Genomic DNA, 23,482 nt, shown 5'->3' on the forward strand with positions numbered 1-23,482 from the left:
GTTTATAATTGAGTCGTGAAAGGTACTGTTTTTATCAGAGCACTCGCGCTGCTTTAAGCTAAAGCGAGTTTGTGGTGTGGTGCCATCGTTGAACAAGATCTTTATTTTTGAAAGTGAAGCGCGCAAGGTGTATGATCGCCCCCTTGTTTTTCGTCGTAGTTGCCACGCTGCTGCACGAATTTAAAAGCAATTTAACGTAATTTAGCGCGATGCGCACCGAGATAAGAGATAAAGCAATGACAAAGCCAGTTACCACAAGTGTTCATGCCCCTGGACGTTTTTCGATTGCCCCTATGTTGGATTGGACAGACCGTCATTGTCGTTACTTTCATCGCCTACTGACCAAAAACACCTTACTGTATACTGAAATGGTGACAACCGGTGCAATCATTCACGGTCGAGGTGATTATCTGGCCTATAACCAAGAAGAGCACCCTGTGTCTTTGCAGTTAGGTGGCAGTAATCCGTTAGATTTGGCGCAAAGCGCGAAACTGGCACAAGAACGTGGTTATGACGAAATTAATCTGAACGTGGGTTGTCCGTCTGATCGCGTTCAAAGTGGTAAATTTGGTGCCTGTCTAATGGCGGAACCTATGCTGGTGGCGGATTGTGTTAAAGCAATGCAAGACGTGGTAGATATTCCAATTACCGTTAAAACTCGTATTGGTATTGACGAGCAAGATTCGTATGAATTTTTACAAACATTTATTGATACAGTCGCGGCAACGGGTTGTAAGGATTTTACGTTGCATGCCCGTAAAGCTTGGTTAAGTGGCTTAAGCCCGAAAGAAAACCGTGAGATCCCAGAACTTAATTATCAACGTGTTTACGATATTAAGCAGGATTTTCCGGGATTGTTTATTGCGATTAACGGTGGCGTTAAAACGTTAGCAGAGACAGAATCGCACCTTACGCATATTGATGGTGTGATGATGGGGCGTGAAGCGTACCATAATCCTTATTTATTGAGCCAAGTCGATGAACTTGTTTACGGTGCTGAGAAGTCGACTTATAGTCGTCATGATTATGCTGAAATGATGCTACCGTATATTGATAATCATATTCGTAATGGCGGGAGCCTAACGCATATTTATCGTCATATACTGGGGTTATTCCTTGGTCAGCCTGGTGCGAGAGCGTGGAAACGTTACTTGAGTGAACAAGGACATAAAAAAGGCGCTGGTGTTGATGTTGTTGAAGCTGCGCTCAAGTTAGTTCCAAAAGTATAATCTATTGATTTAAAAAGATTAAAGAGTTAAAAAGCCTATTATCATTTATATAATAGGCTTTTTTGTATGATTTGTAAGTGCTGGTTATTTATTAACTAATGCCTCTCGTTTGGGCTAGTTTATTCAGGTAGTATGAAAACACTAATGCGAATGGTTTAATAAGATAAAGATCCAAAAAATGGTCATGATTTTGATTATGAGGCCGATAAGCTATTAGGATTTTAAGGACGTTGTCCGATCTATAAGTTAGATCAGAGGGACGGGATTGTAATAATACTATCAAACTAACTTGTAAACGCTACAGAGGTATTAAATGGGACTATCAACCCAACTAAAAATCAAGCATAAAATCGGCATTCTTTCGGCGGTTGTTGTCGTTAGTTTTTTAACTTATCTTTTCGCGAATATCCTCGTTGTAAAAGAAAACAAAGAACGTTTATCACAACTGTCTGCTATTTATTATCCAGTACTTGAAGCCGCCACGATTAGTAACAGTAAAATTGCTGAATTAACGCAAGCAATTGAAACATCGGTCACGATTGGCGATGAAGATATGCTGCTGAGTGCAGACGATGTTTATGTTGATCTGATTGCACAACTAGATCTAATTAATTCGATCCATCCCGACAAAAATCGTGAATTATTATTAATTAAAAATGAAGCTGCTGAATATTACAAATCAGCTAAATATTTGGCTAATGGATTGATTAGTGGCACGATTTCTATTGATAGTTTATCTGTATTAGCAGAGAGTAATAGTCTTAAATTAGAAAAATTATTGGCGGAGCTGGATCAATTTAAACAAGACAGCCAATCTGACTTTACCGCGTTAATTGATACCTCATTAGAAAGCTCAGATAGAAGCCGTAATAAAGGTATTTTATTGGGTGTTGGCGTTATTATTTTAGTGCTTGCAGTGTGTTATTGGTTGACTGTGTCTATTACGGGTAGCATTCGTAAAGTATCTGATTCTTTAAAAGAGATCGCACAAGGTGATGGTGATCTGACAATACGTATTGATTACACCAATAAAGATGAAATTGGTGACCTAGTGCATTGGTTTAATCAGTTCCTGAATAAGCTGCATGGCAGTATCTCCGAAACTATCCAATCTATTGATTCGTTATCACAAGTGTCGACGCAATTAGCGACATCAAGCTGCACGTCTAAATCTCGAATTCAAGAGCAAAGTAAGTCGATTGATCAGGTCTCTCGCTCGATGAACGAAATGTTTGATACTGTCAGGCATATTGCTGATTATGCATCTAATGCTTCTTTGGAAGCAAATAGTGCAAACAAGGAAGCGGAGACTGGAACAGTGGTTGTCGAGAAGACTATTGAAGCCATACATGACCTAGCTAATGAGGTAAAAACAGCATCAAAAGTGATTGATGAATTAGACTCTCATACGAGCAATGTAGGTGTTATTCTCGATACTATCCGTGGTATCGCCGATCAGACCAATCTGTTAGCATTAAATGCAGCCATTGAAGCGGCGCGTGCGGGCGAACAAGGACGTGGTTTTGCTGTCGTTGCTGATGAAGTTCGAACTTTAGCCTCTCGTACACAAGACTCAACCCAAGAGATCCAACAAGTACTGGAAGAGTTGCAACGTGCTTCACGAGGTGCTGTGGAAGCGATGCAACGTGGGATGAGTAAAGCGGAGATGGGCGTAGAGCAATCATCGAGTGCGAGTGACTCGCTTAGCAGTATCTCGGGTAAAGTTGACGCGATTAACGTCGTCAACGAGCAAATTGCGTCGGCGACAGAAGAGCAAGCGCAAACCAGCAAATTGATAAATGGTTATATTGATGAAACCCATGCGATAGCAACGCAAGTATCTCAAGATACCGTGGTGCTTGACGACATAACACGTGCTATCGAGGTTGCAACACAACATTTAAGGCAAGCTACAAATCAATTTAGTGTGTAGTGAGTAACTACAATTTGCTTGTTACACGAAATTTCTAAGGAGAGAAATTTTATGAGCAAGCAAATTGCTATCAACGGCTCAAACGTTTTATCAAAAACAGTATCAACAATTAGATCAACCCTATTACAGAACACCACCGAGAACTATCTTTAGCTGCTTGTATTTCAGTTGCGCAATTCTATACCTAATACCTATGCCTATGCCTATGCCTATGTCTATGCCTCCGCAGAGTAGCTAGGTCGCGTTCAATTACTCGACTCATCTAGTGCTATCCCGTTAACTTCCTGTTTGTTTTATATGCGTATAGCATATGTTTAGAGTGATTATCCAGCATTTTTGTAAGCGGGTGTCACCGCTCCTGTGTTCTCTGTTACCTTGGTGTAAGTTATTGTTTGAAATGGCTATATTCATCTTTATACATTTTTATTATGGGGTGGGTAAGTCATTTATATTCGTTATATACCTAGGATAGATGGATGAAAAAAGTATTTACGTTGTTACCACTGGCTGTCGTTTGTGCAACGCAATTTGCTCATGCAGCGACGGATGCAGAGCGCCTAGCGCAAGTTGAACAAAAGCTTGCGATGTTACAAGAACAAAATGAGTATGATTCATTAGCCGAACGTATGTCTATTAATGGCTTCTTTACCGGTAAAATGGTTGCCGCTAATAATGATGCTGGTTTTGAAAGTGCCACTACTAACCCAAACTTTGCTGACGGTAGTAAATTGGGTCTGCAAGGTACATTTTCGATTTCAGATCAAACCCAAGTCGTGGCTCAAATTGTTGGTCGTGGCTCTGATGATTGGACGCCTGAAATGGAATGGGCTTTTTTAAGTCACGATTTTGATAACGGCTTCTTGGCGCGTGTGGGTCGTTTACGTTTACCGCTATATATGTATTCTGACTTTTTAGAAGTGGGCTATGCACAACCTTGGGCTACACCTCCTGCTGATGTTTATACCATTGCACCTATTAGCTCATTTAATGGTGTTGATGTTACGTATCAACGCGATGTGGGTGATACGACACTGGCGCTGCAAGTAAGTTACGGTAATGACAGCTCATCGGGCGAAGATAATTCAGTAGGAAAAGATGTAGATTTCAGCGATATTGCTGGTTTATCTGCAACCTTGAGTTACGAGGAGTGGGTATTCCGCGGGACTTATTTCCAAACCGATTTAAATTCGAAAGATACAGGATTGCCTTTACTTGGTGCATTCGAAAAGAATAAAGCTCAGTTTGTTGGTGCCGGTATTAGCTATGACAACGGTTCGTTAGTTGCTATTTCAGAATATACTATATCAAAAGTAGAAGGTACGTATGCGGACACTGAGTCTGCTTATATTACTCTAGGTTACCGCCTCGAGGCTTTCACTCCGTATGTGAGTTATTCTTATTTGAAAACAACGGATGATGAGAAGCGTGTAGGAAGTCCTCCTGATATGGCGTTACTTAATTGGCAGCGTACGACTTATAGTGCCGGAACGCGTTATGATATTAGCGCTAATTTAGCATTAAAACTAGATGTAACCTATGCGGGTGATTTTGGTGGTACGAGCGGTGCGTTAACATCAAACATTGATTCTAAAACGTATGCGAATACGAAAGAATTCGATGACACTATCGTTTATACCGTTTCTTTTGACGCTGTATTTTAAGGAAAGTAAAAGTGAAATTATTAGCTAAAATCGTACTTACGACAGCGTTATTTTCTGGTGTTGCACAAGCGGGATTGGTTGTTATTGTTAATCCGTCAGGTCCTGATACATTATCTAAATCACAGATTTCTAAGCTGTATTTAGGTAAGTCTAAAAGGTTACCGAATGGTGAGAAAGTTAAAGTGTTCGAGCGTGCTAATGGCAGTGCTGAGCGTCAAGCATTTCATGCTGCGGTAACAGGCAAGAGTGAATCTCAATTACAAGCGTATTGGTCACGTCTTGTGTTTACTGGTAAAGGTAAGCCGCCTAAAGCATTAGGTTCGGCATCATTAATCAAAAATCAGGTTGCAGCGAATTCTGCGGCGATTGGTTATATTGATGAAGCTGACGTTGATAGTTCTGTTAAAGTGCTATTCAAACTTTAACGTCTTTATTTCATGTTTTATTTTTAAATACCGTGCTTTATGCACGGTATTTTTTTATCTGATTCTGGCTGTCCTTAGAAGTCAATTGCAATAAGTTCAACCTAAATACTGATGATTTCATCACAACTTGTCTCAGTGTGATCTATGTCACGCAAGTAAACTCGATAACCATTAACAATCCCGTCATACTAATGAATTGATTAATAGTAAGTTTATATGTTTTACGGTGACTAGCTGATAAATTCCATATGGATGAAATGTTTAATACACGGAGTGTTTTGATGAAAAAAGTATTTATAATGCTACCGCTGGCCGTTGCCTGTGCTTCGCAATTTGCGATAGCGGCAACAACGGATGCACAGCGTCTTGCCCAGCTCGAACAAGAACTTGCGATCTTACAAGAGGCGGGTTCTTATGATTCGTTATCTGACCGCATGTCTATTAATGGTTTCTTCACTGGCCAAATGGGTGTTGCGAATAATGATGCGGGTTACGGAAACCGTCCTGGTGTAGAAGGTTACACTTCGGATCCTAATTTCTCATTAGGCAGCAAGCTTGGTTTACAAGGTACTTTTGCGCTAACAGAGCAAACTCAAATTGTGGGTCAACTTGTTTCTCGTGGTGTGGATGACTGGACACCTGAGATGGAGTGGGCTTTTTTAAGCCATGAATTTGATAATGGTTTCACTACGCGTATCGGTCGCTTACGCGTACCTCTGTACATGTATTCTGATTATCTAGAAGTGGGCTATGCACAACCTTGGGCTAATCCACCGGCAGATGTTTACTCTATTGTACCAGTAAGTTCATATGATGGTATCGATATTATTTATGATACTGACCTAGGTGATGCAAGTTTATCATTACAGACGAGTTATGGTCATGATACCGATGATGCTGAGCATAACCCATTAGGTGTGGATGTTAAATTTGATAATACGCTCGGTTTTTCTGCGACGCTTTCTTATGAAGAGTGGGTATTCCGTGGTACTTATTTCCAAAGTAAATTGAAATCTGGCAAGATTAAGGGAGGAGATTTATCTTCATTACAAAGCTTTGAAGATGACAAAGCTCAATTTACTGGTGTTGGTATTAGCTACGATAATGGCTCATTTTTAGCTATTTCTGAATATACAATGTCTAAAGTTGAAGGCGGTTATTCTGATACTGAATCTGCTTATATCACGTTAGGATATCGTATTGATGCGTTTACCCCTTATGTTAATTATTCTTATTTGAAAACGACCGATGATTCAGATAGAGCATTAGACCCGGTTGGTAGTGCATCACTAAATTGGGAACGTACGACTTATAGCATAGGTACACGTTATGATATTAGCTCGAACCTAGCATTAAAACTTGATGTTACTTATGCTGGCGATTTTGGTGATAGCAGTGGTGGTTTAGAAGCAAATAGCCATCATCAAATCACAAACCTTAAAGCTGGTCAGTCACCACTTAATGAGTTCGATGACACTATCGTTTATACAGTTTCATTTGATGCAGTATTTTAAGGAGAGCTCTGATGAAATTATTAGCTAAAGTTGCCTTAACAGCAGCATTGATATCTGGTGTAGCACAAGCGGGTGTTGTGGTTATTGCTAACCCAACAGGCCCTGACTCGTTATCGAAATCACAAGTATCTAAATTATATTTGGGTAAGTCTAAAAAATTACCAAACGGCGCAAAAGCTGAAGTGATTGAGCAAGCGGCAGGTAGTTTTATCCGCGGTGAATTTCACGACAGTGTTACTGGTAAGAGTGATTCACAGTTACAAGCTTATTGGTCACGCTTAATATTTACTGGTAAAGGTAAACCGCCGAAGACAATTGGTTCATCAGCACTGATCAAAAGCCAAGTTGCATCACATGCTAATGCAATTGCTTATATCGATTCGTCAGAAGTCGATGACTCAGTAAAAGTGGTCTTTACACCGTAATATCAGTGTACTGTTATTGCTAAATTATCGGTTTGGCATATTTTTACGATAAAACCTCCGCTTAATACGGAGGTTTTTTCATTTAACTTGCCTTATGCCCAAGTGTCGATTGCGGATCCAGTGTCGGTTTAATTAACACATAATCCATTATTTTTCTGACCATTGGCGCCGCGCGTCTGCCCCAGCCGCCATTTTCTAAAACCGCGGTAACTAATACTTTAGGTGATTTTAGTGGCGCAAATGCAGTAAATAATGCATGGTCTCTCAAACGCTCAGTTAATTCCTCGGCATTATAATTCTCTCCATGATCAAGACCAAATACCTGACTTGTGCCTGATTTCCCCGCTGCGTCATATGAAATATGACTAAACGCTTGCCGACCAGTACCTGTCACAAGTACACGTCGCATCCCTTCCTGCACAATATTCCATGTTTCTTGTTTTACACTGCCCATTTTAGAAAAATCGTTGAATGCAACATCGGTTTCAACATCGTTTTCAACAATACTTCTGACGATATGGGGTCTATGTACCAAGCCTTTATTGGCTATAACGGATGTCGCTTTTGCAATTTGTAATGGTGTTGCCGTCCAATAGCCTTGCCCAATGCCAATCGGGATAGTATCACCTTGATACCAAGATTGATGGTAATGAACGCGTTTCCATTCTCTGGTCGGCATATTAGCGCGGCTATCTTCTTTAATATCAATCCCTGAGGGTAGACCATAGCCAAATTTATTCATCCAGACCGATAATCGGTCAATGCCCATATCAAAGGCGATTGGGTAAAAGTAGGTGTTCACCGATTTCTCTATCGCTTTGTAAATATTAACCTCACCAAAACCCCCGCGCACATCATCACGCCATTTTCGACTCTTAGTATTGGGGATCCGCCACCAACCAGAGTCATTTCTTGTTGTGCCTGGTGTAATGACCCCTTCGGTTAAGGCTGCTGCTGCAATCATAGGTTTAGCAGTTGAACCGGGTGAGTAAGCGCCTAACGTAACGCGATTGAATAAAGGTTTATCGGGATCAGATAAAAGGGCTTTATACCTTGCAGATGAAATACCATGAACAAACCAATTTGGATCATAGCTTGGACTTGATACCATCGCGAGAATCGAATCATCTCTCGGATCTAATACCACCAAGGCACCACGTTTATGCTTCAGAATTGATTTTCCTGTTGCAGGGTCAATTTTTTTCTCGGTAAGTAATTTATTTGCATATAGCTGCAGGTTAATGTCTATATTCAGTTTTATATCTTTACCCGGAATTGGCGGTACTGTTTCTAATGTCCGTATTACTCTGCCTTGACTATTAACTTCGACTTTAGCAAAGCCTGATTGGCCATGAAGAATCTCTTCATAAGACCGTTCAATACCCAATTTACCGATTGTTCTCGTCGCTTTATATTGCTTATATTTATGTTGTTGCTTTAATCGATTTATATCCCGATCATTAATTTTTGCTACGTAGCCCAAAATATGCGTTAAATTTTCTTTATACGGATAATAGCGTTCAAGAAAAGCATCAACGAACACGCCAGGAAATTGATGTTGATGAACGGTAAACATTGCCACTTGTTTTTCTGTTAACTGAGCTGTAAACGTAACGGATTTAAAGTGCCTTGTTTGCTTCATCGATTGTTTAAATTCGATGATATCGTTATCACTTAACCCAAGCAGATTTTTTAATTTAATTAAGGTCGATTCTATATCCTTTATTTTTTCAGGTATGATTTCAAGAGAATAAATAGGCACATTCTTCGCTAACAGCACACCGTTACGATCGTAAATGAGCCCTCTGTTGGGCGCTATTGGCACAATCTTAATTCGGTTGTTATTCGCGCGACCAGTATACCTTTGATAACCAGAGACTTGTAAATGATATAAATTCACTAAGAGAGCAGCAGTCATTAGCAGTATCATAAAAAAAGAAGCTGCTGTCCTACGTGAAAAAAGTGCTAATTCTGCTTGATGGTTTGGGATTTCAATGCGTTTTTTTATCACAATAACTCTTTCTCTTTTTCTTTCTCTATCTCTAGCTCTAATGCATTATACAATACACCAAATCATTTATGTCTGTATTTGGGTAATGTGACACAATATCAATCTGAGATGTAGACAATATTGTTTTAATTAAGTGCCGAGACAGATATGAAAGAGTTGTAACAATTCTCTCAAGCTACGCTATCGCGGTACTATTACCAGTATTTATCCTACGGCATTATGACCTTGATTTTAATGCTGCCGTGTTATCTAGTCCTATGTTTGGCATTTTTTTTTGGGTATAATTTAATGGCATGAATATTAAAACCAGAGTATTCTTTCATACATCATAACTAAAGAGATTAACCTAGTGGATTTTGAAAAAGAATTTGCCGAGCTGAAAGTCGAAGCTGAAGAGATCATTGATAACTTATTAGAAGATGGCAGTGATCCTGATGCTGTGTATTCAATTGAGCATCACTTTGCTGGGGATGATTTTGCACAGTTAGAAAAAGCCGCTATTGCAGCATTTAAACTGGGCTACGATGTATCAGACCCAGAAGAAGTTGAACTTGAAGACGGACAAACAGTATTCGCATTCGATTGTATTGTTGAAACTGAACTTGATATCGATACGATCACGCGTGATATCGAAGCGTTACTTAAAATGTCTATCGAACAAGACGTTACTTATGATGGTTGGGGTACTTACTTCGAAGAAGACGCCTCATAGCACTTACATTATAGTACTGGCATAGACAGCGTTGTTTCTGTGTGTTGTAGATAAGTCATATTATTGTGTGTGGCATGATGTTTTTTGTACCATAGACAAAATTTGTCGCTCGGTAACGGGCGACTAAATAAATACCCCTGAAGTTGATCACATTGTTGTGCTTGTAGCCATTCCATTTGTGATTGCTCTTCGATCCCTTCTGCTGTTACGGTAATGTTTAATTCTCTTGCTAAGCTGATCACAGAGCGTGTTATTGCTGTTGTCGTTTTATCGATTTCTAATTCATCGACGAAGGATTTATCTATTTTTATTTTATGTGCAGGCATATTTTTTAGATAAGACAATGAACAATAACCTGTGCCAAAATCATCAATAGAAAGACGCACGCCAAGTTTTATTAATTCTTCTAGCATTTGGTCTGCGGTCTTGTTTGATTCCATTAAGGCGCTTTCAGTGACTTCTATTTCGAGTCGGTGTGCTGGTATCTGGTAATAGTCGATACAGTGTTTAATTTTATTGATGAGCTGTGGATCATTAAATTGAATCGGTGACAAATTGACGGCCATAAAGATATCGATATCGTGGGCGCGCCATTGGGCTAATTGCTGACAGGCTTTTTCTAATACGACTTCACCAAGCTGTCCAATTAAGTTATTTTTTTCGGCTAGCGCAATGAATTTAATCGGCATAATAAGCCCTTGTTCAGGGTGATGCCAACGCGCAAGCGCTTCAACACCCAATACTACTTTTGTTTTACTATCAATAATGGGTTGGTAATATAAGTCGATGTTCTTCTTCTGTATGGCGTATTTTAAGTCTTCTGTCAGTCGCCTCTCTGCTTCGGCATGGGCTTCTAAGGCGGGATCAAATAAACTGTAACTTTGCCCAAGATGTTTACGTGAGCGCTGTAAGGCTTGCTCACTGCAAGTCAGCAGGTGTTTGGTATTTTTAATACTATCGGGGTAATTGGCTGCGCCAATACAAATAGCCAGATCTATCACATGTCCTTGAATAGCAATTTTTTTGTTAAGCTTATTCGTTAATGTATTGCATAAATTATCAAGTTGTTGGGGGGAACTGGCTTGATCACTGAGAATCGAAAATCGATCACCTTGAATTCGCGCTAAGTAAGCATGTTCAGGTGCTATTTTTTTAATTGTCTCGCCGACATAAAAAATTACTTGATCCCCAATGTCGGTGCCGTGATGGCTGTTTATATACCCCATCTTTTTGATATCGATGAGTAGCATACCCCACTTAGAATCTGGTTTTATTTTATCTATTTTTTTCAGGAATGTGGCGCGGTTTAATAGGTTTGTTAGTTGGTCGTGTTTTGTTAATCTATCAATTTTTTGTAAGGTAATACGGCGTTCTTTAAGGTCGCGAGATATGCTGACCGTCCCGACTAATTCATTATTCTTAATGACTGGGTGCTTATGTACATCCACGTATATGTCTCGGCCTTCGAGCGTGAACTCCATCTTGTAGTTGGCACTTTTATAATTTGATTTGAGCTGGATATCATAATCGAGACTTAATTTAGCTGTTGTTTCAGGCAATAATTGTGCAATGGTTTTACCAATCACATCGGATTTTTTCTTGTTGGCGAATTTAAGCGCGGTACGGTTGCATTCGATTACTCGCCCTTGCATGTCTTTGTATATGACGAAATCAGGAAGGGCATCAAAAATAGAATTCAGTAATGCAGTTTTTTCTTGTAGCTTCTGCTCGGAGCGACATTTACTGGAGATATCCACGGCAATGCCAAGTAAACCAGTGATTTTACCTGCTTTGTTTTTAAGGGGGATCTTGGTTATTTCATATTGACCATCGCCGTATATGGTTTCCATGGTCATTTTTTTTGCAATGACACTACGGCCGTATTTTAACGCCTGTTGGTCGGTTTGATAGAGCTCGTCGTTGGGAAGTTTTTTTTCTTGGAATGCCGGTTTTAGCTGAACATCGGTTTTCCCAATAATAAACTGTTCAGAAGGCAGATCGAATAATTCTAGGCAGTGCTTATTGCAACCGAGATATTGGCCATGTATGTCTTTCCAGAATATACCTATGGGTAAATGCTGAATAGCGGCAATTAATATGTGATTTAGCGGTTCCTTGCTGCCCATAACCTATCACTCCATTCCTTGGTGTCGACATGTATAGTTAAGCGGTGTTGTTTTCCATAACAACAACACACTGTTACGAATAAAGATGTTACATCGTAAGTGCTGATATGGAAATGTTTTTACAAGATATGAAGAAATAATTGTGACGTTGATTTAGTATTTAGTTGTATTTAAAAACAATAAAGGGAGGGTTGATTACTCAACCCTCCCTTTATAGGTAAGTACGATTTTAACGACTAGATCGATTCAATTCGTGCTTTTTGTGCTTTAAATTTAGCAATCGTATTTTCAAACTCCGCTTGTTTCTCACGTTCTTTCGCGATAACAGCTTCTGGCGCTTTACCAACGAATTTTTCGTTGTTTAGTTTGCCTGCAACACGGTCTAAGTCTTTTTGTACTTTTTCCATTTGCTTGTTGATACGCGCAATTTCAGCATCTTTATCGATTAGGCCTGCCATTGGAATTAAGATTTCCATGTTGCCTAATAGTGATGTTGCTGAGATTGGTGCTTCTTCATTTTCGTTAAGTAATGTGATTGCTTCTAGTTTTGCTAGTGAGCTAAGGAACTGTTGGTTTTCGTCTAGGCGACGTTGTTCTTCAGTGCCTACATTTTTAAGCAAAATCGAGATTGGCTTGCTTGGGCTAATGTCCATTTCGCCGCGGATGTTACGGATAGCGATAATGAATTGTTTCACCCACTCAAGATCTTGCATTGATTGTGCATCAACTTTAGCCGCATCATATTCAGGGAATGCCTGTAGCATGATTGTTGCGCCTTCGGTGTGCTTACCAGCAAGTGGTGCAACACGCTGCCAAATCTCTTCAGTGATGAATGGCATGATAGGGTGCATTAAACGTTGTAACTCTTCTAGGATTGTTACTAGCGTATGACGCGTAGCACGCAGTTGTGCTTCTGTACCGTGTGCGAATACAGGCTTAGTTAATTCTAAGTACCAATCACAGAATTGGTTCCAAGTGAATTCGTAAGCAATGTTTGCAGCAAGATCGAGACGGTAAGTATCAACTGCTTCACGGTATGTCTTGATGGTTTCTTGGAATTGACCTTGGATCCAACGATCCGCTAGGCTGAATTCCATGTCGCCGCCATTTTGGCCGCAATCATGTTCTTCTGTGTTCATTAATACGTAACGGCTTGCGTTCCATAGTTTGTTACAGAAGTTACGGTAACCGTCAAGGCGCTTCATATCCCAGTTAATGTCACGACCAGTCGATGCCATTGCTGCTAATGTGAAACGTAGTGCGTCAGTACCGTGAGCTTCAATGCCGCCTTCAAATTCTTTACGCGTTGCTTTTTCAATTTTCTTAGCAAGTTGTGGCTGCATCATGTTACCAGTACGTTTTTGTACTAGCGACTCAAGGTCGATACCGTCGATCATGTCTAGTGGATCAAGTACGTTACCTTTTGATTTTGACATTTTATCGCCAGCTTCATCACGTACTAAACCAGTTACATAAACCGTTTTGAATGGTACTTGTGGCTTGCCGTTTTCATCTTTGATGAAGTGCATGGTCATCATGATCATACGTGCAACCCAGAAGAAGATGATGTCGAAACCTGTTACCAGTACATCACTTGGGTGGAACACTTTAAGATCTTGCGTTTGCTGTGGCCAGCCTTGCGTTGAGAATGTCCAAAGCGCAGATGAGAACCAAGTATCGAGTACATCGTCGTCTTGACGTAATGCAATCTCTGGACCTAAGTTGTTTTCTGCACGTACTTCAGCTTCATCACGACCAACGAATACATTACCTTCGTTATCATACCAAGCTGGAATACGATGACCCCACCAAAGCTGACGTGAAATACACCAATCTTGTACGTCGTTCATCCACGAGAAGTACATGTTTTCGTATTGTTTTGGTACGAATTGAATTTCGCCCTCTTTTACTGCGTCAGTTGCTACTTTCGCCATTGGGCCAACACTTACATACCATTGGTCTGTTAGTAGTGGCTCAATCACAACGCCACTACGATCGCCGTAAGGTACTTGTAGTGTATGTGGTTCAATTTTTTCTAGTAGGGCAAGTTCTTCAAACTTAGCAACTATTGCTTTACGAGCAGCAAAACGCTCCATGCCTTGGTATTCAGCAGGGATAGTGAAGGTTAGTTCAGTATTTTCTGTGCCGTCTGAGTTGATGATTTCCGCTTCTTCACGAATATCAGCATTTTCAGTTAGGATGTTGAACATGACTAAGTTGTTACGTTTACCAACTTCGTAATCGTTAAAGTCATGAGCAGGTGTAATTTTTACACAACCCGTGCCTTTTTCCATGTCAGCATAATCATCAGCAACAATTTTGATGCGGCGGCCAACGATAGGAAGAATAATTTCTTTGCCTACAAGCGCTGCATAGCGTTCGTCTTTCGGGTGTACTGCGACCGCAGAGTCACCTAGCATTGTTTCTGGACGTGTGGTTGCGACAACGATGTAATCTTTACCGTCAGCAGTTGTTTCGCCGTCTGCTAATGGATAGCGGAAGTACCACATGCTGCCTTGTTTTTCTTTGCTCTCTACTTCTAGATCAGAAATGGCAGTGTGGAATTTTGGATCCCAGTTTACTAGGCGCTTGCCACGGTAAATTAGATCTTCTTTAAATAAACGTACGAATACTTCTTTTACTGCTTCAGACAGACCGTCATCCATCGTAAAACGTTCGCGATCCCAATCTACAGATGTGCCTAAACGACGCATTTGACGAGTGATATTACCGCCTGATTCGTTTTTCCAATCCCAGATCTTGTCGATGAATGCATCACGGCCATAATCGTGGCGTGTTTTACCTTCTTCAGCTGCAATCTTACGTTCAACAACCATTTGTGTTGCGATACCGGCGTGATCGGTACCCACTTGCCATAACGTATTGTTACCTTGCATGCGCTTATAACGAGTCAGCGCATCCATAATTGTTTGTTGGAAGGCATGACCCATGTGCAGGCTACCAGTAACATTTGGCGGTGGGATCATGATGCTGTATGCATCTTTTGTTAGATCGCCGTTTGGCTTGAAGTAACCTTGCTCTTCCCAGTTTTGGTAAAGCGATTGCTCAATGGCTTGGGGATTGTATATTTTTTCCATAGGTCTGCTTTCTAATTCTCAATGGTTGATTGATTATTCGGCGTTCACAGTTAACAGTTGTAACCCTGTTTGACGATAATGTTTGTAACGCTCTCGAGCTTGTTGTTTTAGCCCGTCTTGATGCGGTACAAAATCGATAATCTGATTAAAGTTGACTGCAAATTGCGGTGTCTGGTCGTGCAGGTTGATTAGTACCTGATAGCGATGACGGGGCGGTTGAAAACCGATTTCAACGGGCGCGCCATTACGTGGACCTTCACCTTGTAAATTATGTGGTACAAAACTGCTCGCATCTAATTGCCAAAGGTATTCGTCAACCTGATTGGCTGCCGATTCATCGTTGGTGTGAATATAGACGCGTTGTCCTTGCTGATAAAACTCACCAGCTAGTTTACAGGCAAGTTCATGGTGCTGGGGCATACTCGCCGCAACGCCATTTTTAGATTCTTGCATAATATAAAAAGTGACTTTTTTCATCTGTAGTTTTGCGCCAATGACTGAGTCATTTACCAATTATAAGTATAACAGCACATAGTATCACAAAGGGTAGTGATGAAAAATAGAGTTGTCGGCGGGAATACTGTGTTTTGTGTTATTTGCGGGAATTAATACTAAACCAAGTCTGTTCCTTGTGTTGAGGGAGATGTTAGAGGGCGAACTCAACCTCGTTGATCTGAATTGTTGGTTCGATGTTAGTATAGTGTCTTACATTATCTTGTAATTTTTCGGCGTGAGGAATAAAGGCAGCCATGAAATTTTCTAAGGTATCGAAATAGTAATGGCACATTGCGACATAAGTTGAGTCGATAGTGTTAGATATATCGATACCGCGTTCCACTTTTACGCCTTTAAACCCTTCTGCATTTGATAATATCTCAATCGACATTGGTATATGGATATTAAGGTAATACTCAAAATCGAAGTGGTACTTGTCCATTTTTTCATAAATACTAGCGATGTTTATCATGATGTAACCTTAATATCCTTATTAATGGTATTAGTATAAATCGTTATACTTTTTGTGTGATTATTACCATACGCTAATTTTATGTGACAGCCATTTTAGAAACCCTTAATTCAGTATTTTTTCATACTAAAGTTGATTAATAAGGTGGGGTTTTAGATAAGTAGTCGAATAAAAAAGGCCGCTACAGCGACCCTTTGGATATTGATGATATGAAATTAATTAAGCTTCGTCAGCTTGTTGCACTTCATTTCGTTCTGTACGGTTAAGCAAGAACTGGGTCAACATTGGTACAGGACGACCCGTTGAGCCTTTATTTTTACCACTTACCCAAGCAGTACCAGCGATGTCTAGATGCGCCCAGTGATACTTTTTAGTAAAGCGTGATAAGAAACAGGCTGCAGTGATCGTACCGCCACCAGGGCCTCCAATGTTCGCTAAATCAGCAAATGGACTTTCAATTTGTTCTTGGAAGTCGTCAGTAATTGGTAAACGCCATGCTTTATCTGCGGCTTGATCAGACGCATTTAATAATTCATGTGCCAGTGGGTTATGCGTAGACAGTAAACCTGTGATGTGATGACCAAGTGCAACAACACACGCACCCGTTAAGGTCGCGACGTCAATAACAAGTTCTGGATCAAAACGTTCAACATAGGTTAATACGTCACATAATACTAAACGACCTTCAGCATCGGTATTAAGTACTTCAACGGTTTGTCCTGACATGGTTGTAAGGATGTCACCTGGACGGTAAGCATTGCTACCCGGCATGTTTTCACAACCCGCTAGAATACCTATAACGTTAAGTGGTAAATTTAGCTTAGCAAGTGACTTCATCGCACCAAGTACGCCTGCAGCACCACCCATATCATATTTCATTTCGTCCATGCCTAAGCCTGGTTTTAATGAAATACCACCTGAATCGAATGTCAGACCTTTACCAATCAGCACAATCGGTTTTGCGTCAGGATCTGGATTACCTTTATAATTAATAATCGACATCTTAGCTTCATTAGCTGAACCTTGTGATACTGCAAGGTAAGAGTCCATTTTTAACTCTTTCATTTCAGGCTCACCTAAAATCTGTGTTGTGATCTTGTCACTGTCATCAGCAAGTTGGCGTGCTTGATTAGCAAGGTAAACGGGATTACAGATGTTTGGCGGCATGTTTGCTACGTCTTTACATAGACGCATACCACTTGCTACAGCTAGACCGTGAGCAATGGCTTTTTCACTTGTTGGTAAATCTCGACGCGAAGTAACGTTGAATACCATTTTGCGTAATGGACGACGGGTTTCTTCTTTATTGCTTTTTAGCTGATCGAAACGGTAGCGACTATCGCGTGCTGTTTCAACGGCAAAGCGGATCTTCCAGTAAGTATCGCGGCCTTTAACGTTTAGCTCAGGTAAGAAACAAACGGCTTCCATAGAACCAGTTTCGTTCAAGGTATTCATTGTTTTGGTGATAATTTGCTTGTACTGGCGCTCATCTAGCTCGCGTTCTTTACCACAGCCAACTAATAATACACGTTCGCTCAGTACATTGGGTACATGATGAAGCAACAATACTTGACCAGGTTTACCTTCGATATCACCGCGACGTAGTAGGGAACTTAAATAGCCGTCACTAATCTTATCTAGTTGTTCTGCTGCAGGTGATAAACGACGTGGTTCAAATACTCCGACAACAACACAAGCGCTGCGTTGTTTCTCAGGGCTACCACTTTTTACATTGAACTCCATGGACTCTCCGGTTTCCTAAAGACAAAATCAAATATTTATAACATAATAGGGGGTTATACGTATTTAGTTAATTAAAAACTAACATTTTCAGATAAAATGGGTGTGCAGTTAACTATTTAAACTGCATTTGTAGCTGAGTTTACCTAATTATGAGCTGCATTTCATACAAAACATTAGTCTAATATAGGTTTTAAGTGATAATTTTCCGATATTTATTTGCTGAGACAGTGAAATCACAAATTGCTGTTTTATTCATCTTATCACTTATCTTTGTGAGCCAGCAGTTTGTTGCACTGCTCTCAAAGGTAATGACAGGTGCTTTACCTGCTAATTTAGTGATAGAGATGTTGTTGTATACCATGCCAGCGTTAGGCACATTAATTTTACCTGTGAGTTTATTCATTGGTATTTTGTTTGCGCATGGGCGGTTGTACGCTGAAAGTGAAATGGTGATCTTAACTGCCTGTGGGTATACCCCGAGTCGGATACTAATGTCGTCGTTATTATTATCATCAGTAACGATTGGTCTGGTGGCTTTTAATGCGTTTGTTTATGCGCCTACAGCGGAAGAAGGTCGCGTGAAATTACGCGAGAATATAGATGCTGATGTCGGCTTAGCGACATTGAAGCAGGGGCGTTTTGAATCGCTTGATGGTGGTCGCGCTGTGGTCTATGTTGAATCTTATGATAGCAAAAAAGCGATGCGTAAAATATTTATTGCAAAATCACCCTCGGAGGAAGGCGAGCGTCCTTCCATTGTATTAGCTGATAAAGGTAACGTGGAGTCTGACGAAAATGGCTCACAATGGTTGAAGCTAAGCCAAGGTCTACGTTATGAAGGTGAATTATCACAACGTGATTTCCGTATTGTTGATTTCAGTACTTACCGCGTATTTATTCAAGAACAAGATGTTCGTGAGCGTGGTCGTAGAACGAAAGCGTTACCAACGTCTGAATTATGGAATTCAACTGAATTCGAACACAAGGTGGAACTGCAATGGCGTATTGCCCAAGTAGTATCAATTCCACTGCTGACGTTATTGGTTGTACCTTTAGCTATGGTTAACCCTAGGCAGGGACGTTACGCGAAACTATTCCCTGCGTTATTAATGTTTTTAACTTATTTCATGTTATTGAGTGCAGCGCGTTCTTCGATATTGGATGACAAATTACCGTTATCAATCGGCTTCTGGCTTGTTCATTCAGGGGTGCTCGCTTTGGCTATTTCGTTTAATTTAGCCAATTATTCTTGGTATCATCATTTAGTGTATAAAGTGAAAATGCGTTTTTCCCGAGGAAATAAGCAGTGATTAAAATTTTAGATATCTATATTGGTAAGGCTATTTTATTTGCCACTATGATCTGTTTGTTTACCCTCGTTGGCTTATCTGCGGTGATTAAATACGTCGAACAATTACGAGCAGTCGGTGAGGGAACATACGGTTTATTTGAAGCGTTAATGTATGTGATGCTGAAAATGCCACGCGAAATTACAATTTTTTTTCCGATGGCTGCATTATTAGGTGCGTTGATTGGTCTAGGAGCACTCGCAAGTTCGTCTGAATTGGTGGTGATTCAAGCTGCTGGTCAGTCACGTTTTAAAATTGTACTTTCAGCAATGAAAACTGCTATACCAATGATGGTTGTGGTGATGTTGATGGGCGAATATGTTGCGCCTTATACCGAACTAAAAGCTGCTCAGTTGCGTGGTGAGGCTATGTCTGGGCAATCCATTATTCGGGCTCAAAAAGGGGTTTGGGCGAAAGACAAAGATAACTTTATTAATATTGGTGAAGTGAATAATGGCAGTGAATTACATAATGTAACGATTTATGAATTCTCAGAAAGTCAGCGTTTAGTTAAAACGACCCTGGCTCGTAAAGCTATTTATACAGACAAACACTGGGCACTAACAGATATTAGTATTACGCATTTCGAGAGTGATAGTATTACTGTGACAACACTGCCTGCATTGCGTTGGGATTCTACGCTGACACCAGAAAAGTTAGATGTGGTAACGATTGATCCTGAGGATTTATCAATATCAGGCTTGTACTCTTATATTACTTATTTAGACAGTAATAAGCAGGACGCAGGAAGTTATGAGCTAGCCTTCTGGCGGAAAATATTCCAACCGATATCGATTGGAGTCATGGTCTTACTGGCTTTGTCGTTTGTATTTGGACCATTGCGAACGGTAACCATGGGCGCGCGTATTTTGATGGGGGTGGTTGCTGGTTTTACTTTCTACCTCGCCAGTGAAACTTTTGGCCCGATTAGTTTGGTGTATTCGTTTCCTCCGTTTCTTGGGGCGGTGGTCCCCAGTGCCATCTTTACCTTGATTGCGGTTGTGCAGTTAAGGAAACATGGTTAACGTGACGATTTCACCCTACTGTAGATAGAATATATTTAGAGATGAATGTAAAAATGGCAACCAATTGGTTGCCATTTTTGTTTCGGCTTAGCGTTAGGCGCTAAGTATTGCTAAATCAACTATTTTTTCTTTTCTAGCTTGTCGGCATAACGCAGTAATGAACCGTTTTGCTCTTTACTTAAACGTAATACATTACAATTCGACCAGTGATCTTGAAACGCTCTGTTTTTCATATCAAACGGTACTTGTAAGTTACCTAAACCACATGCTGCAGTTGCTAGACGAATAAGCGCTTGGGTTAAGCTAATTGCGCTGCCATCGGTATTTTGTACGCGTAAACGCCACGCGCGCATACCAACTGTTTGACCGCCGTGTGTCCAAAACCACAAATAGAATCCTGCTACTGAACCCCATACTAATATCGCAAACCAAATTTGGCTGCCTACATATGCCGCGCTATCTACATAACGGCCAGCGATATCTACGATGCCAGATGCAATTAATGCTTCTGCAATACCAAGTCCTATTGCACTGGCAATCGCAGCGATACCAATAACAATAAGTGCGTCATACACAAGCGCACCAATACGCGGGCCAAAAGTGGCAATGGATGCCGTTTCACCTGTTTCAATTTTAGGTGTGTGTTTTGGTTTTCTGAGTTTGTTTTTCTTCGCCATTATGAATCCAGCCATGTCTTCAGGGTTATCTCGAAAGTGGAAACAGTGTAGCAAAAAAAGTGAGTCTTAGTCGTGCTAAATAGTTAGTGCTGGTGGATATCAATAGCCATAGTGCAAAGCTAACTGTGCTGATATTTAAGATGTTAAGTGTTCGTTGGCGTATAAAATCATGACTTAACACAGCACTTTGCTCTAATTTTGAACAGTTGTTTTACGAACATGAGAAACGACTTGCTTGGCATCGTTTGCTATGTATAATGTTGACCTATGCCCGAGTGGTGAAATCGGTAGACGCGGTGGATTCAAAATCCTCTTCCGAAAGGAGTGGCGGTTCAAGTCCGCCCTCGGGCACCATATTTAAGTAATAGAGCCTCAGCTAACGCTGGGGCTTTGTTGTTTCTGGCACAATCAAAAGCTTAAGCCATCTTTCCTTACGTTATATCCCTAAAAATACTCTCTAATAAACTCACGTTATTACCCTAGAAAACTTACTCCTGTCCATATCCGGTACTTTCGCATGCAGAATCTGTGCGTAAGGCAATCTCACTAGATCCAAGGCTGCCCTGTACTTTGAGGATTGTTAGTTTTGCTGGTGGTCATCAGTGACAGTATTAGCATGGGAGTAGGTTGGGTGTAATTCCGGTCCTGACCCTGTCCATTATCGACTCTTTGGGATTGATATGCGTAATTAGGTGAATTTATTGATGCTGAATGTTGCTGCGTTATTTCTAACTGGGTTCTACAAGAAAAACCATAAACATGTTAGACGTAATCAATGTGGTTGATTGAGTGCCAAGATCAATGATAAATCCTGAAGTTAACGAATCTGCGATACATGTCGTTTTTATTTTTAGGCGGTATGTATATATTACTTACCTAAATCAAAACAAGGTAAGATTATGAAATATATGTACTTTAATATTGTGGCAATGTTACTTGCTTCACAAAGTGTATATGCTCAAGTAGATAATGGTGACTTTGAGCTCTGGAACGAAAATACTCCTACAGGTTGGTCTACTATCGACAGTGGTTTAAGTGTATCAGCTTCATCAGAACAGATTACCACGGGGACAACGTCGGCAAAGATAATCGTCAACACTGGGACTCAAAGTAATACTGATTTTTTACAATCCGTAAGTGTGTTAAAGGGTCATACTTATGACTTTACTGCTTCTATCTATCACACTGAAGGTAAGATAAAAGCACGTTTATATGTAGATGGTTATCGTGATTACAGCGTCCCGACTAAAACCAATCAATGGCAAAATATCAGTTATAGTTATACTGCAACTACAAGTAAAAATATTGTTGTCGGTGTTCGATTTTATGATCAATCAGGCTTTGATGGTTCGGAAGTGGTTTATTTAGATAATTTTCAACCGACAAATACGGCGACGATACCAACAACGCCAACCGAGAAGTGTAGTAATACGATGGCTACACTCACTTTGGTTACAGACAGTTATGCTTCTGAAACTAGCTGGGTGTTAAAGAGTAGCGCGAGTGATGTCGTTTTTTCTGGTTCTGGTTACACTAATGATACGACCAATACTAAAGCTATGTGCTTAGTTGATGGCGATTACATATTTGAGATCAGTGATTCATATGGCGATGGGATCTGTTGTACCTCAGGTAATGGTTCTTTCAGTGTCATTGCGAATAATGAAGCGCTTTTTTCTGGTGGTCAGTTCCAAAAAATAAAATCAGTGAGTTTCAAAATTGGTGATACGAGTCCAACATTACCGCCTGAGCCGCCAGTGCTTGGATCTTATTATAAACAAGCGGAAGGACTTACAGGTTATCCACTTAAAACAGCACTCTATAATATAATTCGTCACCATAATGGACAGGGCTATAGCCGTATTTGGGACTTGCTCAAAGTTGCTGATATAGATACCATTTATGAAAAAGATGGTTCAATTTTAGATATGTACTCCGAAAATCCAGGTGCTAATGATAATATTAATTTTACTAAAGTGACTGATCAATGTGGTCAATATAAGCAAGAAGGCGGTTGCTATAATCGTGAGCATTCATTTCCTAAAAGCTGGTTTGGCGGTAAAGTTGAACCGATGAACTCAGATGGACACCATCTTTTTGCAACGGATGGTTTTGTTAATTCAAAGCGAAGTAACTGGCCATTTGGTGAAGTAGGTAATGCGACGTATACATCAAGTAATGGGTCTAAAGTGGGCTCTACTCGTACTGATTTAGGCTATTCAGGTACTGTATTTGAACCTATTGATGAATTTAAAGGGGACTTTGCTCGTGCATATTTCTATATGGCCACGCGTTATGAAAATGAAATTGCGAACTGGGAAGGTAATAGTAGCAGTGCGAACGCGGTGTTAAACGGTACAAATACGAGCGTATTTGAACCTTGGTTATTGAATATGCTGAAACGCTGGCATCAAAACGATCCTGTGAGTCAAAAAGAAATCACACGAAATAAAGCAGTATTTGATTTTCAAGAAAATAGAAATCCGTTTGTAGATCACCCTGAGTTTGTAAACCTTATTTGGGGGCTGTAGTAATATTTATGTTCGCTATCTGTCAGCGTGTGTGAGTTCTATTTTCAATGGCACAA

The 23,482-nt window shown here is 40.4% G+C and carries 17 protein-coding genes and 1 tRNA gene; 11 read left to right on the forward strand and 7 right to left on the reverse strand.

The features are described 5' to 3' along the window. Positions 1 to 236 precede the first annotated feature (236 nt). From dusA to HWV02_RS01980, 6 genes are all read left to right on the forward strand, one after another. Entirely contained in the window at positions 237 to 1,229 is a 993-nt protein-coding gene (gene dusA / locus HWV02_RS01955; protein WP_211689561.1) for a tRNA dihydrouridine(20/20a) synthase DusA, read from the forward strand. Positions 1,230 to 1,542: 313 nt separating this feature from the next. Next, entirely contained in the window at positions 1,543 to 3,162 is a 1,620-nt protein-coding gene (locus tag HWV02_RS01960; RefSeq protein ID WP_211689562.1) for a methyl-accepting chemotaxis protein, read from the forward strand. Positions 3,163 to 3,638: 476 nt separating this feature from the next. Beyond that, entirely contained in the window at positions 3,639 to 4,823 is a 1,185-nt protein-coding gene (locus HWV02_RS01965; RefSeq protein ID WP_211678250.1) for a porin, read from the forward strand. Positions 4,824 to 4,834: 11 nt separating this feature from the next. Then, on the forward strand, positions 4,835 to 5,248 hold the full coding sequence (locus tag HWV02_RS01970; protein ID WP_211678251.1) for a substrate-binding domain-containing protein: 414 nt from the start codon (positions 4,835 to 4,837) through the stop codon (positions 5,246 to 5,248). A 281-nt stretch (positions 5,249 to 5,529) separates the two neighbouring features. Further along, a complete protein-coding gene (locus HWV02_RS01975; RefSeq protein WP_211689563.1) occupies positions 5,530 to 6,762 on the forward strand; it encodes a hypothetical protein in 1,233 nt (410 codons plus the stop codon). An 11-nt stretch (positions 6,763 to 6,773) separates the two neighbouring features. Then, positions 6,774 to 7,187, forward strand: coding sequence for a phosphate ABC transporter substrate-binding protein (locus HWV02_RS01980; RefSeq protein WP_211678253.1), 414 nt, complete (start codon positions 6,774 to 6,776; stop codon positions 7,185 to 7,187). A gap of 82 nt (positions 7,188 to 7,269) precedes the next feature. On the opposite strand, the gene mrdA is transcribed toward HWV02_RS01980, so the two are convergent. Further along, positions 7,270 to 9,198, reverse strand: coding sequence for a penicillin-binding protein 2 (gene mrdA, locus HWV02_RS01985; protein ID WP_255550581.1), 1,929 nt, complete (start codon positions 9,196 to 9,198; stop codon positions 7,270 to 7,272). 349 nt (positions 9,199 to 9,547) lie between these two features. Here mrdA and rraB point away from each other — a divergent pair, with 349 nt between their 5' ends. Further along, a complete protein-coding gene (rraB, locus tag HWV02_RS01990; RefSeq protein WP_045111975.1) occupies positions 9,548 to 9,910 on the forward strand; it encodes a ribonuclease E inhibitor RraB in 363 nt (120 codons plus the stop codon). Between the two features lie 8 nt (positions 9,911 to 9,918). On the opposite strand, the gene HWV02_RS01995 is transcribed toward rraB, so the two are convergent. From HWV02_RS01995 to pepA, 5 genes are all read right to left on the reverse strand, one after another. Next, entirely contained in the window at positions 9,919 to 12,036 is a 2,118-nt protein-coding gene (locus tag HWV02_RS01995; RefSeq protein ID WP_211678254.1) for a bifunctional diguanylate cyclase/phosphodiesterase, read from the reverse strand. A gap of 236 nt (positions 12,037 to 12,272) precedes the next feature. After that, positions 12,273 to 15,134, reverse strand: a complete 2,862-nt coding sequence (locus tag HWV02_RS02000; RefSeq protein WP_211678255.1) for a valine--tRNA ligase — start codon at positions 15,132 to 15,134, stop codon at positions 12,273 to 12,275. Between the two features lie 33 nt (positions 15,135 to 15,167). Beyond that, positions 15,168 to 15,611 (reverse strand): DNA polymerase III subunit chi, encoded by a 444-nt coding sequence (locus HWV02_RS02005; protein WP_045111972.1) that lies wholly within the window; start codon positions 15,609 to 15,611, stop codon positions 15,168 to 15,170. A 169-nt stretch (positions 15,612 to 15,780) separates the two neighbouring features. Continuing rightward, on the reverse strand, positions 15,781 to 16,101 hold the full coding sequence (locus tag HWV02_RS02010; RefSeq protein ID WP_211678256.1) for an EthD family reductase: 321 nt from the start codon (positions 16,099 to 16,101) through the stop codon (positions 15,781 to 15,783). A gap of 219 nt (positions 16,102 to 16,320) precedes the next feature. Beyond that, entirely contained in the window at positions 16,321 to 17,844 is a 1,524-nt protein-coding gene (pepA, locus tag HWV02_RS02015) for a leucyl aminopeptidase (protein ID WP_211673851.1), read from the reverse strand. A gap of 194 nt (positions 17,845 to 18,038) precedes the next feature. Here pepA and lptF point away from each other — a divergent pair, with 194 nt between their 5' ends. After that, the gene (gene lptF / locus HWV02_RS02020) at positions 18,039 to 19,154 is read left to right on the forward strand and encodes an LPS export ABC transporter permease LptF (protein ID WP_211678257.1); all 1,116 of its coding nucleotides are present in this window, start codon (positions 18,039 to 18,041) and stop codon (positions 19,152 to 19,154) included. After that, on the forward strand, positions 19,151 to 20,218 hold the full coding sequence (gene lptG, locus HWV02_RS02025; protein WP_211678258.1) for an LPS export ABC transporter permease LptG: 1,068 nt from the start codon (positions 19,151 to 19,153) through the stop codon (positions 20,216 to 20,218). Before lptF ends, lptG begins: the two co-directional genes overlap by 4 nt. A 119-nt stretch (positions 20,219 to 20,337) precedes the next feature. Here the strand turns inward: lptG and HWV02_RS02030 are convergent, their stop codons facing one another. Further along, entirely contained in the window at positions 20,338 to 20,895 is a 558-nt protein-coding gene (locus tag HWV02_RS02030; protein WP_211678259.1) for an RDD family protein, read from the reverse strand. Positions 20,896 to 21,164: 269 nt separating this feature from the next. Here HWV02_RS02030 and HWV02_RS02035 point away from each other — a divergent pair. Together HWV02_RS02035 and HWV02_RS02040 are read left to right on the forward strand one after the other, a co-directional pair. Next, positions 21,165 to 21,249, forward strand: a tRNA-Leu gene (locus tag HWV02_RS02035). Positions 21,250 to 21,794: 545 nt separating this feature from the next. Beyond that, positions 21,795 to 23,426, forward strand: a complete 1,632-nt coding sequence (locus HWV02_RS02040; RefSeq protein WP_211689567.1) for an endonuclease — start codon at positions 21,795 to 21,797, stop codon at positions 23,424 to 23,426. The last annotated feature ends 56 nt before the right edge of the window (positions 23,427 to 23,482 follow it).

This window comes from Moritella sp. 28 (assembly GCF_018219435.1).
GTDB lineage: Bacteria > Pseudomonadota > Gammaproteobacteria > Enterobacterales > Moritellaceae > Moritella.

Bases quoted from the DNA above. Each gene is read 5' to 3' on its own strand.
- dusA (WP_211689561.1), top strand. From the start codon at position 237: ATGACAAAGCCAGTTACCACAAGTGTTCATGCCCCTGGACGTTTTTCG.
- HWV02_RS01960 (WP_211689562.1), top strand. From the start codon at position 1,543: ATGGGACTATCAACCCAACTAAAAATCAAGCATAAAATCGGCATTCTT.
- HWV02_RS01965 (WP_211678250.1), top strand. From the start codon at position 3,639: ATGAAAAAAGTATTTACGTTGTTACCACTGGCTGTCGTTTGTGCAACG.
- HWV02_RS01975 (WP_211689563.1), top strand. From the start codon at position 5,530: ATGAAAAAAGTATTTATAATGCTACCGCTGGCCGTTGCCTGTGCTTCG.
- HWV02_RS01980 (WP_211678253.1), top strand. From the start codon at position 6,774: ATGAAATTATTAGCTAAAGTTGCCTTAACAGCAGCATTGATATCTGGT.
- HWV02_RS01995 (WP_211678254.1), bottom strand. From the start codon at position 12,036: ATGGGCAGCAAGGAACCGCTAAATCACATATTAATTGCCGCTATTCAG.
- HWV02_RS02000 (WP_211678255.1), bottom strand. From the start codon at position 15,134: ATGGAAAAAATATACAATCCCCAAGCCATTGAGCAATCGCTTTACCAA.
- HWV02_RS02005 (WP_045111972.1), bottom strand. From the start codon at position 15,611: ATGAAAAAAGTCACTTTTTATATTATGCAAGAATCTAAAAATGGCGTT.
- HWV02_RS02010 (WP_211678256.1), bottom strand. From the start codon at position 16,101: ATGATAAACATCGCTAGTATTTATGAAAAAATGGACAAGTACCACTTC.
- pepA (WP_211673851.1), bottom strand. From the start codon at position 17,844: ATGGAGTTCAATGTAAAAAGTGGTAGCCCTGAGAAACAACGCAGCGCT.
- HWV02_RS02030 (WP_211678259.1), bottom strand. From the start codon at position 20,895: ATGGCGAAGAAAAACAAACTCAGAAAACCAAAACACACACCTAAAATT.
- HWV02_RS02040 (WP_211689567.1), top strand. From the start codon at position 21,795: ATGAAATATATGTACTTTAATATTGTGGCAATGTTACTTGCTTCACAA.